We start from the raw sequence: 18,747 nt of genomic DNA, 5'->3' as shown, positions 1-18,747 counted from the left end.
GCAGGCCATGCAGAACCTCCTTTTTGCCGCGCTGGTAGCGGCCGTAGCCTTTGCCTTTTACCGCTACCTCACCCGCGACGCCCGCCTGAAGCAACAAGCGCTACAAGCTGAGTTTCCGGCTGATTGGCGCCAGACGCTGCAGCAGCGGGTGGCTTTCTACCTCTCCCTCTCCGCCCCCGACAAGCAGCGGTTTGAGCGGCGGGTGCAGGTGTTCCTGGCCCAAACGCGCATCAGCGGCATCCAAACCGAAATTGACGACGTGACCCGGGTGCTGGTAGCCGCTTCGGCCATTATTCCGGTGTTTGGCTTTCCCGACTGGGAGTATGCCAACCTGAGCGAAGTGCTGGTGGTACCCGACGCCTGGACGCTGAAACGGGACCCCAACAAAGAGTTTGTAGGACTGGAAGGGACGCTGCTGGGCTCGGTGCAGGGGTTTCAGACCTCACACTACATGCGGCTGTCCAAGGCCTCGCTGGAGCAGGGCTTCCAAGACTCCCTGGACCGGCAGAACGTGGGCATCCATGAGTTTGCCCACTTGCTGGATGAGGCGGACGGGCAAATTGACGGTGTACCCGGCCTGGCCCTGCCCGCCGCCCTCCGCCCCGAATGGGAGGCCGTCATGCAGCGCGAAATTGCAGCCATCCGGGCCGGCAACTCAGAAATCAACGACTACGCCGGCACCAATGAGGCCGAGTTTTTTGCCGTAGTTACTGAATACTTCTTCGAGAAGCCCGAGAAGCTGCAGGAGCACCACCCCGAACTCTACGGGCTACTGCTGCTGGCCTTCCGCCAGAACCCCAAAAGCCGCTTTCTGAAGTGGGCCACCGACCCGCGCCAGTGGCTACAGCAGCTACGCAGCCGCCGCAAGTTCGGGCGCAACTCCCCTTGTCCCTGCGGCAGCGGCAAGAAGTATAAGGAGTGTCATTTGGCCGAGCAGGAGCAGGCAGCCTAAGTTTCGCTCGAACTAACACTGGACATCTGGCTGTATATTGAGCTATGGTACACGTAAAACAACTTCTGCACACCTGGGAAACTCTGCCCGCTGAATTGCAGCAGGAAGTGGTGGATTTCGCGGAGTTTCTGGCCCAGCGGCGGGCAGGCAAGCAACCGCTGGGGCCTGTTTCCGATGAAGAAATTGGCCGGCGCCGTCGGGAAGGATTGGGCGAGTTAAAGGGAAAAATTTGGATGGCTGACGACTTTGATGCGCCTCTCCCAGACTTCGCCGAATACTAATGCTAATACTTCTTGATACGCATATTTTGCTTTGGTATCAAAGCGAAAACCCGCAATTAACGGCCTCCGCTTCCGCACTCATTCTGGACTCTAGTAATGAGTTACTGGTTAGTGCTGCTACGTGGTGGGAAATGGCTATTAAAATCAGTGCTGGCAAACTGAAAGTTGATTTGGCAACAAGTTTAGCTGCCGCCACCCGACGCGGCATTAAGGTGCTTAATTTGCAGCCGACGCATTTTTTGCGGGTGGCCACGCTGCCATATCCCGACGACAAGCACCGTGACCCTTTTGACCGATTGATTATTGCGCAGGCATTAGTCGAACAAATTCCGGTATTGACTGCTGATGATAAGTTCGACTTGTACCCGGATGTGCAACGCCTCTCCTAACCTTTCGCCTGTGTACAAACCCCTTCTCCCCCTCCTCACCGCCGCGCTGCTAGCCGGCTGCGCCCAGAAAGCCACGGCGCCCACGGCCGCCACTCCGGCCGCCACCCAGCCCGAACCGGCTACCCAGCCCGCCGCGCCCACCTGGGGCGAGCAGGCCGATAAATTTTTGCAGGACTACTCCGCCGAGTACGTGCGCTTGTACACGCAGTCGAGCGAGGCGGAGTGGCGCTCCAATACCCGCATTGTGGCCGGCGACACGGCCAACTCCGGGGCTACTGCCCGGGCCAATGAACGGATGGCGGCCTTCACGGGCTCCACCCAGAACATTGAGCGCCTGCGCGAGCTGCTGGACCACAAGGACCAGCTTTCCGAAATTCAGGTAAAGCAGCTGCAAACGGCCCTCTACAACGCGGCCAACTCGCCCCAGACCATTGCCGAGGTGGTAAAGCGCCGCATCAAGGCCGAAACCCAGCAGACGGAAAAGCTTTATGGCTTTGACTACAAATACCAGGGGAAATCGGTTACCACCAACGACCTGGACGAACTGCTGCGCAAGGAAAACAACCCGCTGAAGCGCCAGCAAATCTGGGAAGCCAGCAAGGCCATCGGCCCCACCCTCAAAGACGGGCTGCTGAACCTGCGTGACCTGCGCAACCAGACGGTACAGGCCCTGGGCTACCCTGACTACTTCAGCTACCAGGCCTCCGACTACGGCCTGAGCCGGGAGGAGATGATGACGCTGGTGCGCAAAATCAACGAGGAGCTGCGCCCCTTGTACCGGGAGTTGCACACTTATGCCCGCTACGAGCTTGCCAAAGAATACGGCGTGAAGCAGGTGCCCGACTACCTGCCCGCCTCTTGGCTGCCTAACCGCTGGGGTCAGGACTGGAGCGCCATGGTGGACGTAAAGGGCCTCAACATTGACCCCGTGCTGGCCAAAAAAGGCCCCGAGTGGCAGGTGCAGCAGGCGGAGAGGTTCTACCAGAGTCTGGGCTTCCCGGCTTTGCCCGGCTCGTTCTATGAGAAATCCAGCCTGTACCCGCTGCCCAAGGGGGCTACCTACAAAAAGAACAACCACGCTTCGGCCTGGCACATGGACCTGAACCAGGACGTGCGCAGCCTGATGAGCGTGGAAGGCAACACCGAGTGGTACGAAACCACCCACCACGAACTGGGGCACATCTACTACTACCTCACCTACACCAACCCCGAGGTGCCGCCCCTGCTGCGCGGCGGAGCCAACCGTGCCTACCACGAGGCTATGGGCTCCCTGATGGGCCTGGCCGCCACCCAGAAACCCTTCCTGGCCGGCCTGGGCTTGGTGGACGCCAAAGCCAAAACCGACCAGACGCAGACCTTGCTGAAAGAAGCCCTGAACTATGCCGTGTTTATCCCGTTTGCCTCGGGCGTAATGAGCGAGTGGGAAAACAGCTTCTACGCCGACAAGCTTCCCGCCGACCAGCTCAATGCCCGCTGGTGGGCCCTGGCCAAGCAGTACCAGGGCATTGTGCCCCCCACCACCCGCGGCGAGCAGTACCTCGACCCCGCCACCAAAACCCACATCAACGACGACCCCGCGCAGTACTACGACTACGCCCTGTCATACGTCATCCTGTTCCAGTTGCACGACCACATCAGCAAGCAGATCCTGAAGCAGGACCCGCACGCCACCAACTACTACGGCAACAAGGAAGTCGGGGCCTTCCTGGCCGACATCATGCGGCCCGGATCCAGCAAGGACTGGCGCACTGTGCTGAAGGAGAAAACAGGCGAAGACCTCTCGGCCCGCGCTATGGTAGAATACTTCCAGCCGCTGATGACCTACCTGAAACAGCAGAACAAAGGCCGCAAGTACACGATGTAACTACCCGGCAGTGTCGCCGCTTTTCTGTAAAATCAGCCGTGATGCTATTCAACAGCGTTTCGGCTGATTTTTTCATACTTATTCATTTCACTATGTGGCATTGCCGCCTTTATCTACTGCTCTGGTTTTGGTTGAGTAATCTAACATCGTATGCCTGTATTTGCGAGAATTCACGGGGCACTCAATTTTCCTCGGAACGCATCCGGGAAGGCTTAACCCTGAGTCAACATGTATTTGTTGGGGAGGTAATGTCGGCCAGCGGTAACACCTACCGGGTACGTCCTATTGATATATTCAAAGGACAGATAAAAGCCGACACTCTCACCGGATTTAACAATCTCTCTTCATCCTGTGGCCTCACCGTAACGCCCGGCATTTGGGTTTTTTATACCACCCTGAACCATGACGGGACGATTCATGAGTTGAGCTTGTGTGGCTTATCGACCAATCTGTCTAATCCGAAATTTGCTAGTATGCCACCGCCGCCAAGTCGCGAGGATAAGGCAACTTTAGACCGTTACTACGCAGTTGTAGCCAGTAGGATGCTGGCTGAATTTCACAAAAAGGTGGTGGTCTAAGCTGTGGTGCATCGTCGGTTGTGCTCGTCAATGACGAGTTGAATGCGCACGTGGTGCATGGCCAAGCAGCGACTGAACGAGCAGGTCTTGCGCACCAGCACGGCGCACCGTTGGCGTAAGGAGCAGTTGATGGCCTCCACGACACTGGTCTGGCCGCTGCCTTTGGGGTGGGCCCGGTGGGCGTGCCTGGGCAGCACGCCTTTGTAGGCCTCCCATTCGTCCGTGTGATACCACGTGCCTGTCCGATACGGGGCGGGCAGTGCCCGCCACAGACGTCGGGCCGTGGCGCGGCCTCGACTGCCCAGCACCCAGGCCACGATGCGCCGCGTGTGCCGCTCCACAGCCAGCCAGAGCCATTTCTTGCGCCGTTTCCGCCCCACAAACGTCCACAGCTCATCCAATTCCAGCTCTTTCGGCCGGTGCGGCAGCGGGCTACTGCTCGGACGGGTCTGCGCTTTTTTTTGCCAGTTTGGCCACCGTCATCCGCGCTACGCCCGTCAGGCGCACAATGGCCCGCTGCGACACGCGCTCCAGGAGCAGCTTTTCTACCTGTGCATACTGCGCCGCTTTGCGTGGGGCCGCTGGCTGAAACACCGCCTGGTGGCGGCAACTCGTGCACAAATACTTGGCGTGGCCGTGGCTATGCCCATTTTTGCGCAAGGCTGTGCTCCCACATTTAGCACAGGTAAGGGTAGTCTGTAGCATCACACAAGATAGCAAAACCACGATTTAGACCACCGCCATTAACTGTAGTCTACACAGGCGGCAGCCACACCTCTGCTGCACCAAGTGAAATAAGTATTATCTGATTTATAAAAAATACTCACGTCATTTTCAGGTATTTATTTACATTGTTACAGCAGGACTGCATTATTTTTTAAAGCAGGTAAATCCGGAGAGGAAAGAAGTGGCGTAAGTGCCCTCAACTTAGTTCCACTACACCCCTCTCTTACGCATGAAAAAGCACCTGCTTTCCTTCGCTCTTACGGCCCTGCTCGGCGCGGCTTCTGTTACGGCGGCTTCGGCACAGGCCAAACTGACGCCCGGCACTGTTTCGGTAGGCGGCGAGGCCATGTACCCCAACAAGAACATTGTTGAAAATGCAGTTAACTCCAAAGACCACACCACGCTGGTAGCTGCTGTAAAGGCCGCCGGCCTGGTAGAAACCTTGCAGGGCAAAGGTCCTTTTACGGTATTTGCGCCTACTAATGCCGCTTTTAATGCCCTGCCCGCTGGCACGGTGGAAAGCCTGGTGAAGCCGGAGAACAAAGCTACTCTCACCAAAATCCTGACCTACCACGTGGTAGCCGGCAATATGACGGCTGACAAGATTATGGCCGCCATCAAGGCTGGAAAGGGCACGGCCACGCTTAAAACCGTAAGCGGCGGCACATTGAAAGCCATGATGAACGGCCCGAAAAACGTGGTACTGGTGGATGAAAAAGGAAATATTTCGACAATTTCCACGTACGACGTAATTCAGAGCAATGGCGTAATTCACGTAATTGACAAAGTATTGATGCCCTAAGCACCGTATAAGCAATAAAACACGGGCAATTCGACTAAATTAATTTAGTCGAATTGCCCGTGTTTTATTATTCATCCTAATTATTTGTATCCTTGTTTTAAGTATAAATTCAGGCATACAGCAATAAGGCAATCAAAGGGACAGTACAGCCACTTCGGATATGGTTTACTAAGCCGCTACGTGCGGGCATCGGCTGTAACACAGGCCATTTTTCTTTCCTTGGGCCTGCTGCCAGCGTGAAAAAGCACGAATGTGCTGCGGACAAAATGCCCGGCTGCTGGTTAGGATGATACTTTCTCACGTACTCACCCTATGCCTCATCTGACTGCTGCCGATATTGCCTGCCTGGAAAAAGTATACCGGCTGAATCTCATCAATGCCATTACCGGCTTCAAGCCCGCCAATCTGCTGGGCACCGCCAATGAGCAAGGCCGCACGAATCTGGCTATTATCAGCTCGGTGGTGCACCTGGGCTCAAATCCGGCCTTACTGGGCCTGGTAATGCGCCCACCTACTGTGGAGCGCCATTCCTACGACAACATCCGGGCAACCCGCTCCTACACGCTCAACCACGTGCACGCGGGAATTATGCGGGCCGCCCATCTCACATCGGCTAACTTTGCCCGTGAGGAATCCGAGTTTGAGACCTGCGGGCTAACCCCCGAGTACCTAGATGGGTTTGCTGCCCCCTACGTGCAGGAAAGCCGCCTGCGCATAGGGCTTACCCTCGTGCAGGAACTCCCCATCGAAGCGAATGGCACCGTGCTGCTGGTTGGGGCCGTAGAGCATGTGTACCTGCCCGAAAACGATGTGCAACGGGCGGACGGCTCACTGGATTTAGCGGCTGCCGGCACGGTAGCCCTCAGTGGCCTCGATACGTATTACGAAGCCACTCCCCTGGCCCGCTACGGCTATGCCCGACCTCATCAGCCCTTACCAGAGCTGTCGGTTTCGGGCGAATAAAGTAGCTAATGGCGGCTCTGCCACGTGATGATGCCAGCCCCGGCGAAAAATAAAAGCCACAGCAGGATTATCAGCGTAAGCTTGAACCAGAGCGGTACCAGCTGCTGCTCATCGATAATGCATTCCTGGGGATGCTGCGCGTTGAAGCGTACCCGCAGGGCGTCGCCGGCACTGTATCCCATAATAGCCGAGGTATTCAGGTTAGTAGCCGTTCGAATCAGTTCCCCGTCGGTTGTCCGAAACTCCACCAATGCCATACGCTGCCGGCTGCGTCCGGAGCCGGAAACCTGCCAGTCAACTAAACGCCCCATAGCTGGTATTCCTGCCGTGAGCAGCCATTTTTGCCTCTGATACCCTTGAACAGCCTGGTAGATAGCCAGGCCCGTCGCAAACGAGAAAATACACAGTATAAGTACCATACCACGGCACGCTACACCTCTACGGCTCCCAGCTTCACCAGCTCCTCCCACACGCGGTGCACCGGCAGGCCCATCACGTTGAAGTAAGAGCCTTCCAGCCGGGTGACGGCTACCATACCAATCCAGTCCTGGGCTCCGTAGGCACCGGCTTTATCGAGGGGGCGGTACTGACGCACGTAATGCTCAATTTCCGCTAAGCTGAGCGGACGAAAGTGCACGCGGGTCTGATCGGAGAATACTACCCGGCGGCCGTCGCCGTGAAGCAGACACACCCCCGTGTACACATCATGGGCGCGGCCCTGCAGGCGCAGAAGCATCTGCACGGCCTCGGCCTCATCGGCGGGTTTGTTCAGCACGTCGTTTCCGAGGCAGACGATGGTATCGGCCGTAACCACGAGCTCATCGGGAGCCAGATCGGGGGCGTAGGCGGCGGCTTTATGGGCGGCCAGATATTCGGCTACTTCGGCCCGCACCAGCTGCGGGGGAAAGTTTTCCTCCACCTCGCGCAGCCGTATCTCGTAGGCCAATCCCAGCTCCGTGAGCAACTGCCGGCGGCGGGGCGAGTTGGAAGCCAGTACCAGCCGGGGGCGGGTAACGGCAGCGTTCAAAGGCGGATCAGGAGCGGAAAACTGCATAGAAAGGGGCGGCCGCTTCGGTTTCGCGGATGCTGCTAAACAGGAAGCCACCAATGGTTTTAGGGTAAAAAAACGTCGATTTAGGCGGCATCACCGCTCCGGAGTGGCATACCCGCTCCACTTCTTCCATGGTTACCTCGTTGGTTATGAAAGCCGCCCGGGCCTCGCCCCGGTCCACGCGGGTCAGACATTCGGGAAAGTTGCGCACGTAAGCCACGCCGGTCCACTGGCGCTGCTGCTCCGGCCCCACTATCCCCAGCGCTTTTTCCAGCACGAAATAGTGCAGCACCGTCAGATCCAGGGCTTTTACCTCGGAGGTTGTCTCCCAGTCCAGCAACTGGTGTACCTCCGGCCGCAACCGGATTTTATATACCTGTCCTTCCCCCAGATACAGCCCAAAGGCCCACTGTTTCCCCGCAATACGCTCGGGCAGGTCGTAGGGGTCGTCGAGGGGCAGCAGGGTAAAATACGGTGCCAGGCGGGCCAGCAGCTCCGCATCGGTAAGGCCCCCGGGCAGCTCCAGCAGCAGCCGGTGCGTGGGCAGGATGCGCAGGTCGTCGGCGGCGGCGTTGGTCAGGTACATGAGGTGGAAATTCCAGGCCTCCTGACCGGTATAGCCCGCTCCGGCCGCTGCTTGCCGGGCCCGGCGGTAGGCCAGGGAGCCCTCGTAGCGGTGGTGCCCATCGGCCAGAATAACCTCCCGGGCCGCCAGCACCTGCTGGAAGCGCCGGATAACGCCGGCATCCTGGATAACGGCCAGCACGTCGCGGGCCCCCTGGTAGTCCTCTTCCGTCTGGTAAAGTGGGTTCTGCATGGCCTCATCCATGTACTGCTCCAGCTCAAAGGCCTCGTCCCGGTAGAGGCCGTGGGTGGCGCTGGTCTGGAACTCGGTGCGGGCCAGCAACTCGGCCCGGTCGCTTACGGCAGTAGGGAGGGTATTCTCGTGGCGCAGCACCACATTTTCGGCCCAGTCGTAGGCCCGGATATGCGCCATAAAGCCTTTACGGCAGTACTCGTGCGAGCTACCGGGCAGCCGGAAATACTGGTAGTACACGTATATACCCGGCAGTTCATCCTGGCGCAGCACGCCCTGCTCCTGCCACTCCCGCAGGCGGCGACAGGCCTCGGCGGCGGGGTCCTGGCCCCGGGGCACTGACAGGTGAATACTATTGAGGGGGTTGCGGTAGAGAGCTTCCCGCTGCTTTACCGATACCACATCGAACAGCGGCGACACATAGGCATCAATCTGCCGGCTAAGCTCCGCGTTATAGCGCCAGCCGCGGATAGGTTGAATTTCGGCCAAAAGGGAATACGATTAGAAAGGAAAAATCAGGCAGCCAGAACCCAGGTGCCAACGAGCCGACCCGTACTGTATTCGGTACAGCGGCCAGCTTTGGGTGTCCTGGTCAACTCGTAAGGCTCATTGGATTGCTTGGCTCAGGGAGCTAGCCGGCTGATTTTCCAGCCTTCGGGATGCTGCTCGTACACCAGCCGGTCGTGCAGGCGGGAAGGGCGCCCCTGCCAGAACTCCACCCGCTGGGGGCGCAGCAGATAGCCACCCCAGTTATCGGGGCGGGGTAACGCCTCCAGGCCCGCAAACCGGGCTTCGATGTCCTGCTCCCGCTGCTCCAGCTCCTGCCGGCTCCGGATGGGCTGGCTTTGGGGTGAGGCCCAGGCCCCAATCTGACTACCCCGGGGACGGCTCCGGAAATACTCCGTCGACACGGCTTCCGGGGCCTTTTCCACCCGGCCTTCCACCCGCACCTGCCGCTCCAGCCCCGGCCAGAAAAACGTGAGGGCCGCCAGCGGACTGGTTGCCAGCTCCTGTCCCTTGCGCGAATCGTAATTGGTAAAAAACAGAAAGCCGGCGTCATCGGGCAGGCCTTTGAGCAGCACAATACGGGCAGCGGGCTGGCCGGCTTCATTCACGGTGGCCAGCGTCATGGCTGTGGGCTCTTCCAGGCGGGCCTGCAGGGCTTCCTCCAGCCAGGTCCGGAATTGGGCCACGGCATCGGGGTGCACCTCCGTTTCGGTCAGGGTACGCTGCGAGTACGTCTGGCGCAGGTCGGCCAGCTGTTGGTCGGTCATAGGGCGGGGCAGGAATGAGAATATTGAACGGGTGAGCAGAAACAACCTGGGCGGGCCCGAACCCGGCTTGGGCAGGCTGGCTTCGGCTACTTCCGGCTGCAAGGTAGTATAAATGATGGCGGGCAGCGGAACCCAGCCCCCCCTCCCCGTCGTACTGCTACCAGGCTTCCGGTAGCGCCGGCAAGGCGCAGTCCGAATCTTTTCCGTACTTACTCCTGTTGCCTGCTGTTCGCGCCTGCCCCTTATTCTCTGCCGCTTATGTCCCGTCTTCGTCCTGGTAGCCTGCTGATTTCCCAGCCCTTCCTGGGCGACCCCAACTTCGAGCGTACTGTGGTGCTGCTCTGTAGCCATGCCGAGGAAGAGGGCTCGTTTGGCCTGGTGCTGAACCGCCCGGCCACCCTGCAGCTGGGCGACGTGCTGGAGCTGCCGGGTGGCAGCGCATTGCCGGCCGCCCGGATTCCCTTGGGCATTGGCGGCCCCGTTCAACCCGACACTCTGCACTACCTGCATCAGCAACCTGACCTGGCCCAGGCCCAGCACGTCGGCGACGAGGTGTACTGGGGCGGCGACTTCGCCCGCTTACTGGAACAGCTCATCAGCGGGCAGGTAGCTCCCGAGAGCGTCCGCCTGTACGTGGGGTATTCGGGCTGGACGGCCGGCCAGCTGGCCGAAGAAGTCCGGCAAAATGTCTGGATTGTGCAGCCCAATGCTGCCGCGAAAGTATTTACTTTGACCACCGATGCCTTCTGGCAATCCATTTTGCGGGAAAAAGGCGGCCGCTACCGGATGCTGTCCAACTACCCCCCTGACCCCCGCCTGAATTAACGCCTCACCACCTGCCTTGCCCGCTGGCAAGGCCATCCTGCCGATTGAGTATGCTACCTGACCAAGATACCCCCGCCCCCGCCAACTCGCCCAATCCTGGCGAGTCACCACAACACATTCTGGAGCGCCGCCTGGCCGAAATCCGTTCCCGCCAGAATACCCCCGACGACATAACCGAGCACCCGGCCCAGGGCACGCCGCCCCTGCCCGCCGAGCCCAGTGGGGCCGGTACTGCCGAGCCGGCTGCCGCCTCCCACGGGTCCGATGCAGATACCCCCGAAGCCGTGGCAACAACCAAGTCGGTAGCGCACGTACCCGCCGAAGCACCTTCCGAGGACCTTCATTCGGCGGGCGAAGCCCGGGCTATGGCCCACTACGGCACTACCACACCGGCCGAAAACCAGGCCACTTCGGCCCCCCAGCCTACTGCTTCTGCTCCAGAGGCCGGGCAAGAGCCCGCCCCGGAGGCACCAGTGGCCCAGGAGTCCGCTGCCGCCCCGGAGCCCGAAGCGCCCCACGTAACGCCCGTAGTTGAGCTAACGGCTACTGACTCCCTGGAAACCAGCCTGGAAAAGGCTCCGGACGTAGGATCCTTGCCAACCTCCTCGGATGCGGCGGCTACTGAAGCCACTGAGGAAGAAGAGGAATACATTCCGGAAGTACCCGCCGTGGACTTCAGCGCCCTGGATCTGCCTGCCCAGGCTAGCCACCTGCTGGGCTTGCTGCGCCGCCCCGATGCCCGCCAGAACCGCAAGCAAATCGTTGACCTGCACCGGCAGTACGAAACCCACCTTCAGGCAGACCGCACGGCGGCCCGGCAGCGGTTTCAGGAAGAGGGTGGTCAGCCGGATGAGTTTGCCTACACCGGCCCCACGGGCCATGCCGAACTAACCAAAGCACTGCACGATTTTCGGGAAACCCGGGCCCGCGACACCAAGGCAGAAAACGAGCAGCGGGACAAAAACCTGGCCCACAAACAGTACCTGCTTTCCCAGCTGCGTACTCTGGTAGAATCGGCGGAAACCAAGGACAGCTCGGCCCGCATCAAGGCCTTGCAAAACGACTGGAAGGCCACCGGCCCGGTACCCCAGAAGGATGCCCAGGAGCTGTGGAACAGTTACCACGCGCTGCTCGACATTTATTACAATAACCGCGGCCTGTTCTTCGAGATGAAAGAGCTGGACCGCCGCCGCAACCTCGAAGCCAAGGAGGGCCTCATTACCCGGGCCGACGCCCTGCAGCAGCAACCCAGCATTAACAAAGCGCTACAGGAGCTACGCCAGCTGCACGAGGAATGGAAGCATATTGGCCCCGTGCCCAATGAGCAGCGTGAAACCCTCTGGCAGCGCTTTCTGCAGGCCTCGGAGCAGGTTCACAACCGCAAACAGGAGTTTCTATCGGCCCGCCAGACGCAGGAGAACAGCAACCTGGAGCGCAAAACGGCCCTGCTGGAGCAGCTACGCCCCTTTGGGGAGTTTCATACGGAACGGGTGAACGAGTGGCGCAGCAAAACCGACGAGCTGCAGAAGCTGAAAGAAGCCTGGGATGCCGCCGGCCTTGTCCCCCGGGATAAAGCCGAACACCTCAACAAGCAGTTCTGGGGGGCGTACAAGGGCTTTTTTCAGAAGAAAAACCAGTTCTTTAAAGCGCTGGACGAGGAGAAAAACACGAACCTGAAGCGTAAGCTGGAACTCTGCGAACAGGCCGAAGCTGCTCTGCAGAATCCAAACTGGGAGGAGGCCCGCGAAACCGTTATCCGCCTGCAGAAGGACTGGAAGCTGATTGGCCGGGTACCCGAAAAACAATCAGACAAAGTATGGAACCGGTTCCGGACGGCCTGCGACTCCTTTTTTGACCGTAAGAAGGAGGAAACCCGCCAGCGGGAGCAGCACGCCCAGCAGCTTAGCCAGGAGCAAACCCAGCACCTTGCGCAACTGGCCGATGCCATTGCGGCCCTCAGCCCCGAACAGCCGGGCACGCTGGAGGGCTTCCGTCAGCAGGTGCAGGAATGGCGTGGGTTTGATGGAGCCCGTACTTCAGGTCAGGCCGAGGAGAAGTTTCAGAGCCTGATGGGCAAGTATCTGGACCAGGTACCGGGCCTGTCCTATCCGGAGCGCACCGATTTGCTGTTTTCCCTGCAGATTGAGCGGCTGAAATCTTCTCCCGACTCCCAGCAACTGCTGTACAAGAAAGAACAGGCGTTGCGCCGGGAAATAAATGAGCTGGAAAACGATATTTCCACTCTCAAAACCAACCTGGAATTCTTTGCGCGCTCCAAAAATGCTGGTCAGCTCCGAGAGGAGTATCAGGGCCGTATCAACGAAGCCCAGACCCGCATTGACGGTCTTAAGCGTCAGCTCCGCGCGGTGCGCAGCTAGGGCTCTACGGAGCACCGGTTGACACTGAAAAGGGCTTATCCAATATGGATAAGCCCTTTTTTATAATCCGATGAGTCAGCCAGTTACTAAAAATCCAAGTAAAATTTGCCTGAAACATTTGTCCCACTCAAGCTCATCTCCTACTTTTGTGCCACCTGAATGCCTCCATAGCTCAGCTGGTAGAGCAACTGACTTGTAATCAGTAGGTCGTTGGTTCGATTCCGACTGGGGGCTCACTCATCCTGTACCGGAACACCCGGAAACTTGCTTCTCGCGCTGCGAAAGTGGGTTTCCGGGTCTTTTGCGTTTGGGGGAATCGGTACTCCTGGATACCAGCCCAAAAGTTTCCCGACGATACGACACTGCGCGGGAGGGAGCAGCACTTAGGCCGCCTGCAGATCCGTTTCGTAGTAACAGTCCCAATAACCGTTATCGAGGCGGTAGACGTTGACGCGGCGAATCAGGCCATCGGCTGCTTCCCGGGCTTTAAGCTGACCGCGCCAGATGACAGGCCGGGCGGGCGCATCGGGAGCAGGCTGCACCGGTTGGCCGAGGGCATAGGCGAAGCGCGAGGGCGGCGGGCTGGGGATGATGCTGGTTTGAGCCGCAGGCTCCTCTTCTGCCGGTACGTCCATACCCGGTACTACCCGGCACGGCTCCTCGTGCCAGGCCAGCAGCTCACCACAGTTCGGGCACAGAGCGGCCCCCACCTCTGAGTATACGTCCGACTCCACATCGGGCCCAACCGGAACGTGGTCCGGAGAGGCCGCCGTAGTAGGGTATTCGGGGTCAAGAACAAGGGTTTGCGGGCTTTTTTTCCGGGTGGCCATGCGTAACCTGGCTAAGTTTTTAAGCAAAGGTAGCTTCCGCTAACTAGCTTGGCAAACACCTCGGCTAGGATCGGACAAATAGTTCAGGATGATGCATCTGACCCGGGCCAGCTGACCTCGTTCAAGCCGGAGGAACTGCAACTACTCCTTGGTTGGCAGGAAAGCAAATAGCCTTCCTATCGGGAAGGAGGAGTACTGTATTCTTGCCTTTTAATAGCACGCCTGGCGCAGAGAAAGATGCGCATTCAGCTGCAAAAAACGGCCATGCGCTCCGCCATCGGGAGCTATTTCGTCCGGGCAAACACTGCTTGTAGCTTGCGCCTGCAACTTCGCAGGCCATCTGGCGTTTAGCGTTGCACAGCTGCTGAAGGTACCATCGGGCTACCTTCAACATCTGATTCCATGCTTATCTTGCCGGCCTTTCCTTTCTTTCTCACCACTTGTCTGCTTTCGTTGCGCTATGCCACAGCTTGCGGGCCTGCCGCTCTACTTTGAAAATCCCATCGGTCGTTTCTATGAGCATCCGGATGGTTACGTCATCATCGATTACAACGCCGGCCCCCGGAACTTAGAAACCTTTCAGTCGTTTTTGCACCATCTGGAAAATCTGCTCAAACGCCGGGGCTGGAATAAAATGCTGGGGGACCACCGCCGCATGGATCCGTTTACGGAGCAGGAGCACGACTTTATTAATAATCAGTGGCTGCAGGTTTCCCATGCCCTGCAGCAGGAGATGCAGGCCGCAGTGCTCGTGACGCAGGAAGTGTTTACCGGACTTCCGGCTGCGCTACAGCAGCAGGATGCGCGGGAAGGAGTACTGCTCTATCACATATTTACGGAGGTTGACGCGGCCACTGCCTGGCTAGGACAGCAGGCCTAACTTCAGGTAACAGAATAGTCCGGTTTATTCACTCAGCACGCCCTATTCAAGTAGTCATGTCCGGTGCTACCTATGAAAATGCCATGGCGTGTATTCTGGAGCACCCCGACGGGTACGTGCTGTTGCGGTATCTGCCCCGCAAACGCTCGTTGGCCGATGTGGAGGAAGTGTTGCAGCAAACCGGACGCTTGCTGCAACAACGGGGCTGGAGCAAAATCCTGAGCGACCAGCGGCTCCTTTCGCCCCTCACGGAAGATGAGCAGGCCCTGGCCCTGGATTTTTGGCAGGCCCGACAGTTCGTGGCCGGCCCCGTGACTGTTGCCGTGGTAGTAGCGCACAATGCCGATACCCGCCACTCCCTCCACCAGGTTCAGGAGCAGGCCCACGGTGCCCTCCGCTACCGTCTTTTCGGCGAGGAAGCTGCTGCTGCTGCCTGGTTGCGGCTTTCTTAACCGGAGCGGAAGGGCTTGGAGCCGTACCAGCAGGTAGGATCTTCAGCCCTTCCCACTCCGGTTTGAAGTTGTCGTTTCGGTGTGCTTACAAAGAGCCTTCGTCAACGCGGCTTTCCACGACTTGCTGCACGGCGGGAGCCAGGGCGGAAAGCAGGTCGTAGCCGGTGGCAGCTTCAATGGCATCTACGCTGGTGCGGTACTGGCCCCAGTTGGTGTTGATAGTATTGTCATTAGGCGTATCAACGGCAATAACGCGGGTAGCAGCACTCACGCGGGCGGCGTCGTTGTCGCCGGTTGGCAGAATCACAACCACTTTCCAGATCCGCGCGGGCACGGTCACGCGGCCCTGGTCCAGAGTGGTTTTGTAACCATTGGAGCCGGTGCCGCCTTTTCCGTAGCTTCCGCAGATAATATATACCTCATTGGCCCCATTGCTTAGCTGGGCCCGGGAGAAATCCTCCAGGTTGGCCCAGGTTTGCTGGTTGTTGCGCGGAGCCTGGGGCATCATATTGGTCATCAGAAAGGTAGCCGAGTTATCAGCCACGGTAGCAGTACGGTCGGCGGAGGGGCAGTAATGGCCCCTATCGAAGCCGGAGCCTGAGTAGCTGGTAGCCTGCACCTGATACCAACCGGCCGGCAGCGTAGCATCGGCCCGGAAATCATCCTGCCGGGAGGCGCTGCCCCGGTTGCCGATGGTCAGGTGCCAGCTTACCCAGTTGGGAATACCCCGGTCACGGTGGTAGCTGAGTGCATATTGGGGCTTGAGCAGCAGGAAATTGGTGGGCTGGCTCTCGGCAGCTACTGCCCCACTGGGGTTACCTAAGGTAAGATGCTCGGGTAATTGCGGCGTGGGTGGCTGGGAGGCAGGCGGTGCCACTGGTGCAGGGTCGGGGGAGGTGGAGCAGGCAGAAACCCAGCAGGCCGCCGCCAGCACCAGGGCGCGGCTCCCGCGCCGGTGACAGAAAGGTAGATAGAACATACTACAAAAGTAACCCACAGCCGGCTAGTACTGCCCGCTGCCCGGCTATAGGCTGGCGGGTTAGGGAGCCGGCAAGTGAGGCCTCCGGGAAGTGCATAACTCCAAAACCCAATTATATTCCAAAAAAATACATTAGCTTCCGGTTTTAGTTGCCCCGCTGCTCCTGCTTACTCCCTATCGGTGGCTGGTTTCCTGGCCGCTGACGCCTCACCTATGCCTGTTCCAATGATACCATGCCTGCTGCGCGGGCTGCTGGCCATTTTGCTGGTGCTGCCCCTCCCGCTTATGGCCCAGAGTCCGCAAACCCGGCCCCTGCAGAGGGCTCTGGCGCAAGCGCCCAACGATACGGCCCGGGTATTGATATTAGCGGATCTGGCTGCCTCTTACCGCTATTCCCGCTTCGACTCGGTGCAGTGGTATGCCCGGCAGGGGCTGGAGCTGGCGCGCCAGGTGAGCTACCCTAAGGGAGAAGGTCGTTGCCTGTCCCGCCTGGCGCTGCTGTTAGGAGAGCGGGGCAATCTGCCCCAGGCCCTGCGGGTTGATCTGCAGGCTCTACGGCTCAACCAGCAAAGCCACGATGCGGAAGGAACCGCCCGTACACTTAATCAGACCGGGCTGCTGTATGTAGCCTTGGATGACTACCGCCCGGCGCTGCAGTATTTTTTCCGGGCGCTTCGGCTATACCAGCAGGCCCGCACCCGCGACACCTCCCAGTTAATCAGCGTGGTTGCCAACCTGGGAGCCAGCTACGAGGGCCTGCACCAGTACGATTCAGCGGCCTTCTTTTTAAACCAGGCCTGGCAGTTTACGGCCCAGTCCCGGATGGTACACCGGAGCAGCTGGGGCAATCCGGCACCCTATGTGCTGCGGGAGCTGGGGTTGCTGCAGCACGCGCAGGGCCATCCGGAAGCGGCTTTACTGTTTTACCGGCGCAGCGCCAAGGCAGCCTTCCCGGAAAACGACCTGCGTAGTGCCAGCCGGGCCTACCAGTACATGGCGGAGCTGTATCATACCCTCGGCCAACCCGACTCCAGCGTGCACTACGCCCGCAAAGCCCTGAACCTGGCTACTGCTCTGCCCTTCGTGGTGGGAGTGGTGCGTACTAGTACCCTGCTCACCAGAGCCTTCGAGGCCCGGCAACAGCCCGATAGCACCCTCAAGTACATGCGGGCCATGCTTACGGCCCAGGATAGCCTTTATAACCCGCGCCGCATCAAACAGCTGGATGCCATCGGATTTGCCGAACAGCAACGGCTGCAGGAATTGGAAACCGAACGGACGCAGCTGTATGAGCGCCTACGTCTGGGCGGGTTACTGACCGGGGTGGCCGGTTTACTGCTGGTTTCCATTTTGCTGGGACGCAGCAACCGGCAGCAACGCCGGGCCCACCAGCAGCTAAGCCAGTTGCACCAGCAGCTAGGCCAGCAGACCCGGGAGCTAACGGCCCAGCGCGACGACCTGGCCCGCACCCTGCAGGAGCTGAAAATAGCCCAAAGTCAACTGGTCCTGCGCGAAAAAATGGCCTCACTGGGGGAGCTGATGGCCGGTGTGGCCCACGAAATTCAGACGCCCGTGAACTGTGTGCGCAAGTTTGCCGCTATCAGCGTGGAGCTGTGCGAAGATGTCCGCCAGGAACTGAGCCGGCTCCCCTTGCCAGAGCACGAGCAGGAACTGGTGGATGAGATGCTGCAGAATCTAGGGCAGAACCACGCCAAGATTATGGTGCATGGGCAGCGGGCCGAGTCTATTGTGCGCGGAATGCTGGAGTACTCCCAGGATGGCAACGGCCCCCGCCAGTCAACCGACCTTAATCAGCTGGCGGAGGAATACCTGCGGCTCACCTACCACGACCTACGCGCCAAAAACCGGCATTTCAACGTGGCTTTGCTCCTGCGCCTCGACCCCGCCCTGACCCGGGTGGAGGTGGTTCGCCAGGATATTGGCCGGGCTTTGGTAGGGGTGTTCAGCGCTGCCCTGCTGGCCGTGCAGCAGCGCCTCACCGATGCCGAGGAGGAGTACGTGCCCCAGATAGAGCTGCGTACGCAGCACACGGGGGCCACCCTGCAGATCCGGGTGCGGGATAATGGCCGGGGGTTGACCCCGGACAACCTGACGACGCTGTTCCAGCGGTTCACGGGTGGCTCAGATACCAGCCTGAGCCTGGCCCTCAGTCATGATATCATTACCAGAGCCCACGGGGGCACGCTGGCAGCCACCAGCTTGGCGGCTAGTGGTACAGAATACACTATTAGTCTGCCTACCAGCCCCACGGCTGCGGCTTCCTAGGTTTAGTGCTGCTGCAGCAGCCAGGCGTTGGCACTGGCCTCATGCGAAAACGTCCGGTACACCAAGGGCAGATTCTGCACGGAGGTAGTCACGTAGGCAGTAGCCAGGCGCGTGAATACGTCCTCCGACACCAGCACGCCCCCATAGCGGTAGCCGGCTTCCAGCACGGCCCGGGGTAGCCACTCCCGCACAATCCACTGCTGCTCGGTGGTACTAAAGGCACGCATGTGCCGCTGATCGACCAATATCCTGGACCAGCCCCGGCGCTGCAGAGCCTGAGCCATGTGATTGAAAACGGCCCTGAACGTGAGCGGATCCCGCTCCTGAGCGCTCCAGATAACCCGCAGAAAGCCGGCCGGGTCTTCGAGAATCCGGGCGGCTTGGTTTTCAAAGTACAGTGTAGAGAGTTCCGGACGCATA

At 59.4% G+C, this 18,747-nt stretch carries 21 protein-coding genes and 1 tRNA gene; 13 read left to right on the top strand and 9 right to left on the bottom strand.

Going from position 1 to position 18,747, the window contains the following annotated elements:
- Nucleotides 1-7 precede the first annotated feature (7 nt).
- Genes EI290_RS10865 through EI290_RS10845 form a run of 5 tightly spaced genes read left to right on the top strand, consistent with a single transcriptional unit; the run spans nt 8 to nt 4,064 of the window.
- Nucleotides 8-952 (top strand): M90 family metallopeptidase, encoded by a 945-nt coding sequence (locus tag EI290_RS10865; RefSeq protein ID WP_125429696.1) that lies wholly within the window; start codon nt 8-10, stop codon nt 950-952.
- 44 nt (nt 953-996) lie between these two features.
- A complete protein-coding gene (gene vapB, locus EI290_RS10860) occupies nt 997-1,233 on the top strand; it encodes a type II toxin-antitoxin system VapB family antitoxin (protein WP_125429693.1) in 237 nt (78 codons plus the stop codon).
- Nucleotides 1,233-1,622 (top strand): type II toxin-antitoxin system VapC family toxin, encoded by a 390-nt coding sequence (locus EI290_RS10855; protein WP_125429690.1) that lies wholly within the window; start codon nt 1,233-1,235, stop codon nt 1,620-1,622. The genes vapB and EI290_RS10855 overlap by 1 nt, the downstream gene beginning before the upstream one ends.
- Nucleotides 1,623-1,632: 10 nt before the next feature.
- Nucleotides 1,633-3,486 (top strand): M2 family metallopeptidase, encoded by a 1,854-nt coding sequence (locus EI290_RS10850; RefSeq protein ID WP_125429687.1) that lies wholly within the window; start codon nt 1,633-1,635, stop codon nt 3,484-3,486.
- A 38-nt stretch (nt 3,487-3,524) separates the two neighbouring features.
- Nucleotides 3,525-4,064 carry a hypothetical protein gene (locus EI290_RS10845; RefSeq protein WP_125429684.1) on the top strand — a complete coding sequence of 180 codons (540 nt, stop codon included), beginning with the start codon at nt 3,525-3,527 and terminating at the stop codon, nt 4,062-4,064.
- On the opposite strand, the gene EI290_RS10840 is transcribed toward EI290_RS10845, so the two are convergent.
- Nucleotides 4,061-4,471: an IS1 family transposase gene (locus tag EI290_RS10840; protein WP_246008931.1), complete on the bottom strand. Its 411-nt coding sequence runs from the start codon at nt 4,469-4,471 to the stop codon at nt 4,061-4,063. The genes EI290_RS10845 and EI290_RS10840 overlap by 4 nt on opposite strands.
- Nucleotides 4,472-4,496: 25 nt before the next feature.
- A complete protein-coding gene (locus EI290_RS10835) occupies nt 4,497-4,769 on the bottom strand; it encodes an IS1 family transposase (protein ID WP_125428788.1) in 273 nt (90 codons plus the stop codon).
- Between the two features lie 250 nt (nt 4,770-5,019).
- On the opposite strand from EI290_RS10835, the gene EI290_RS10830 reads away from it, so the two are divergent.
- Nucleotides 5,020-5,592, top strand: a complete 573-nt coding sequence (locus EI290_RS10830; RefSeq protein ID WP_125429678.1) for a fasciclin domain-containing protein — start codon at nt 5,020-5,022, stop codon at nt 5,590-5,592.
- Nucleotides 5,593-5,904: 312 nt separating this feature from the next.
- Nucleotides 5,905-6,555: a flavin reductase family protein gene (locus tag EI290_RS10825; protein ID WP_125429676.1), complete on the top strand. Its 651-nt coding sequence runs from the start codon at nt 5,905-5,907 to the stop codon at nt 6,553-6,555.
- A 5-nt stretch (nt 6,556-6,560) separates the two neighbouring features.
- Here EI290_RS10825 and EI290_RS10820 read toward each other — a convergent pair whose 3' ends face one another.
- From EI290_RS10820 to pdxH, 4 genes are all read right to left on the bottom strand, one after another.
- A complete protein-coding gene (locus EI290_RS10820; RefSeq protein WP_449404928.1) occupies nt 6,561-6,866 on the bottom strand; it encodes a hypothetical protein in 306 nt (101 codons plus the stop codon).
- Between the two features lie 119 nt (nt 6,867-6,985).
- A complete protein-coding gene (locus EI290_RS10815; RefSeq protein WP_246008921.1) occupies nt 6,986-7,582 on the bottom strand; it encodes a Maf family nucleotide pyrophosphatase in 597 nt (198 codons plus the stop codon).
- Nucleotides 7,583-7,589: 7 nt separating this feature from the next.
- Nucleotides 7,590-8,912, bottom strand: coding sequence for a DUF1015 domain-containing protein (locus tag EI290_RS10810; RefSeq protein WP_125429667.1), 1,323 nt, complete (start codon nt 8,910-8,912; stop codon nt 7,590-7,592).
- A gap of 134 nt (nt 8,913-9,046) precedes the next feature.
- Nucleotides 9,047-9,697 carry a pyridoxamine 5'-phosphate oxidase gene (gene pdxH, locus EI290_RS10805; protein ID WP_125429665.1) on the bottom strand — a complete coding sequence of 217 codons (651 nt, stop codon included), beginning with the start codon at nt 9,695-9,697 and terminating at the stop codon, nt 9,047-9,049.
- A gap of 258 nt (nt 9,698-9,955) precedes the next feature.
- On the opposite strand from pdxH, the gene EI290_RS10800 reads away from it, so the two are divergent.
- The 3 genes from EI290_RS10800 to EI290_RS10790 all read left to right on the top strand — a co-directional run bounded on the left by EI290_RS10800 (nt 9,956) and on the right by EI290_RS10790 (nt 13,134).
- Nucleotides 9,956-10,522, top strand: coding sequence for a YqgE/AlgH family protein (locus tag EI290_RS10800; protein WP_125429662.1), 567 nt, complete (start codon nt 9,956-9,958; stop codon nt 10,520-10,522).
- 50 nt (nt 10,523-10,572) lie between these two features.
- Complete coding sequence (locus EI290_RS10795) at nt 10,573-12,900, top strand: DUF349 domain-containing protein (RefSeq protein ID WP_125429659.1); 2,328 nt, start codon at nt 10,573-10,575, stop codon at nt 12,898-12,900.
- A gap of 161 nt (nt 12,901-13,061) precedes the next feature.
- Nucleotides 13,062-13,134: transfer RNA gene (locus tag EI290_RS10790), tRNA-Thr, on the top strand.
- A gap of 149 nt (nt 13,135-13,283) precedes the next feature.
- On the opposite strand, the gene EI290_RS10785 is transcribed toward EI290_RS10790, so the two are convergent.
- Nucleotides 13,284-13,730, bottom strand: coding sequence for a hypothetical protein (locus EI290_RS10785; RefSeq protein ID WP_125429656.1), 447 nt, complete (start codon nt 13,728-13,730; stop codon nt 13,284-13,286).
- Between the two features lie 460 nt (nt 13,731-14,190).
- Here EI290_RS10785 and EI290_RS10780 point away from each other — a divergent pair, with 460 nt between their 5' ends.
- Together EI290_RS10780 and EI290_RS10775 are read left to right on the top strand one after the other, a co-directional pair.
- Nucleotides 14,191-14,610: a hypothetical protein gene (locus EI290_RS10780; RefSeq protein ID WP_125429653.1), complete on the top strand. Its 420-nt coding sequence runs from the start codon at nt 14,191-14,193 to the stop codon at nt 14,608-14,610.
- 56 nt (nt 14,611-14,666) lie between these two features.
- Nucleotides 14,667-15,062 carry a hypothetical protein gene (locus EI290_RS10775; protein WP_125429650.1) on the top strand — a complete coding sequence of 132 codons (396 nt, stop codon included), beginning with the start codon at nt 14,667-14,669 and terminating at the stop codon, nt 15,060-15,062.
- 85 nt (nt 15,063-15,147) lie between these two features.
- Here the strand turns inward: EI290_RS10775 and EI290_RS10770 are convergent, their stop codons facing one another.
- Complete coding sequence (locus EI290_RS10770) at nt 15,148-16,041, bottom strand: DNA/RNA non-specific endonuclease (RefSeq protein WP_125429647.1); 894 nt, start codon at nt 16,039-16,041, stop codon at nt 15,148-15,150.
- 225 nt (nt 16,042-16,266) lie between these two features.
- On the opposite strand from EI290_RS10770, the gene EI290_RS10765 reads away from it, so the two are divergent.
- Nucleotides 16,267-18,327 (top strand): ATP-binding protein, encoded by a 2,061-nt coding sequence (locus tag EI290_RS10765; RefSeq protein WP_185816945.1) that lies wholly within the window; start codon nt 16,267-16,269, stop codon nt 18,325-18,327.
- A gap of 2 nt (nt 18,328-18,329) precedes the next feature.
- On the opposite strand, the gene EI290_RS10760 is transcribed toward EI290_RS10765, so the two are convergent.
- Nucleotides 18,330-18,746: a hypothetical protein gene (locus EI290_RS10760; protein WP_125429641.1), complete on the bottom strand. Its 417-nt coding sequence runs from the start codon at nt 18,744-18,746 to the stop codon at nt 18,330-18,332.
- Nucleotide 18,747 lies beyond the last annotated feature (1 nt).

The sequence above is a fragment of the Hymenobacter metallilatus genome, from assembly GCF_003944705.1.
Taxonomy (GTDB): domain Bacteria; phylum Bacteroidota; class Bacteroidia; order Cytophagales; family Hymenobacteraceae; genus Hymenobacter; species Hymenobacter metallilatus.
The sequence above is the reverse complement of the archived record's forward strand: the minus strand, read 5'-3'. Positions and strand labels throughout refer to the sequence as shown.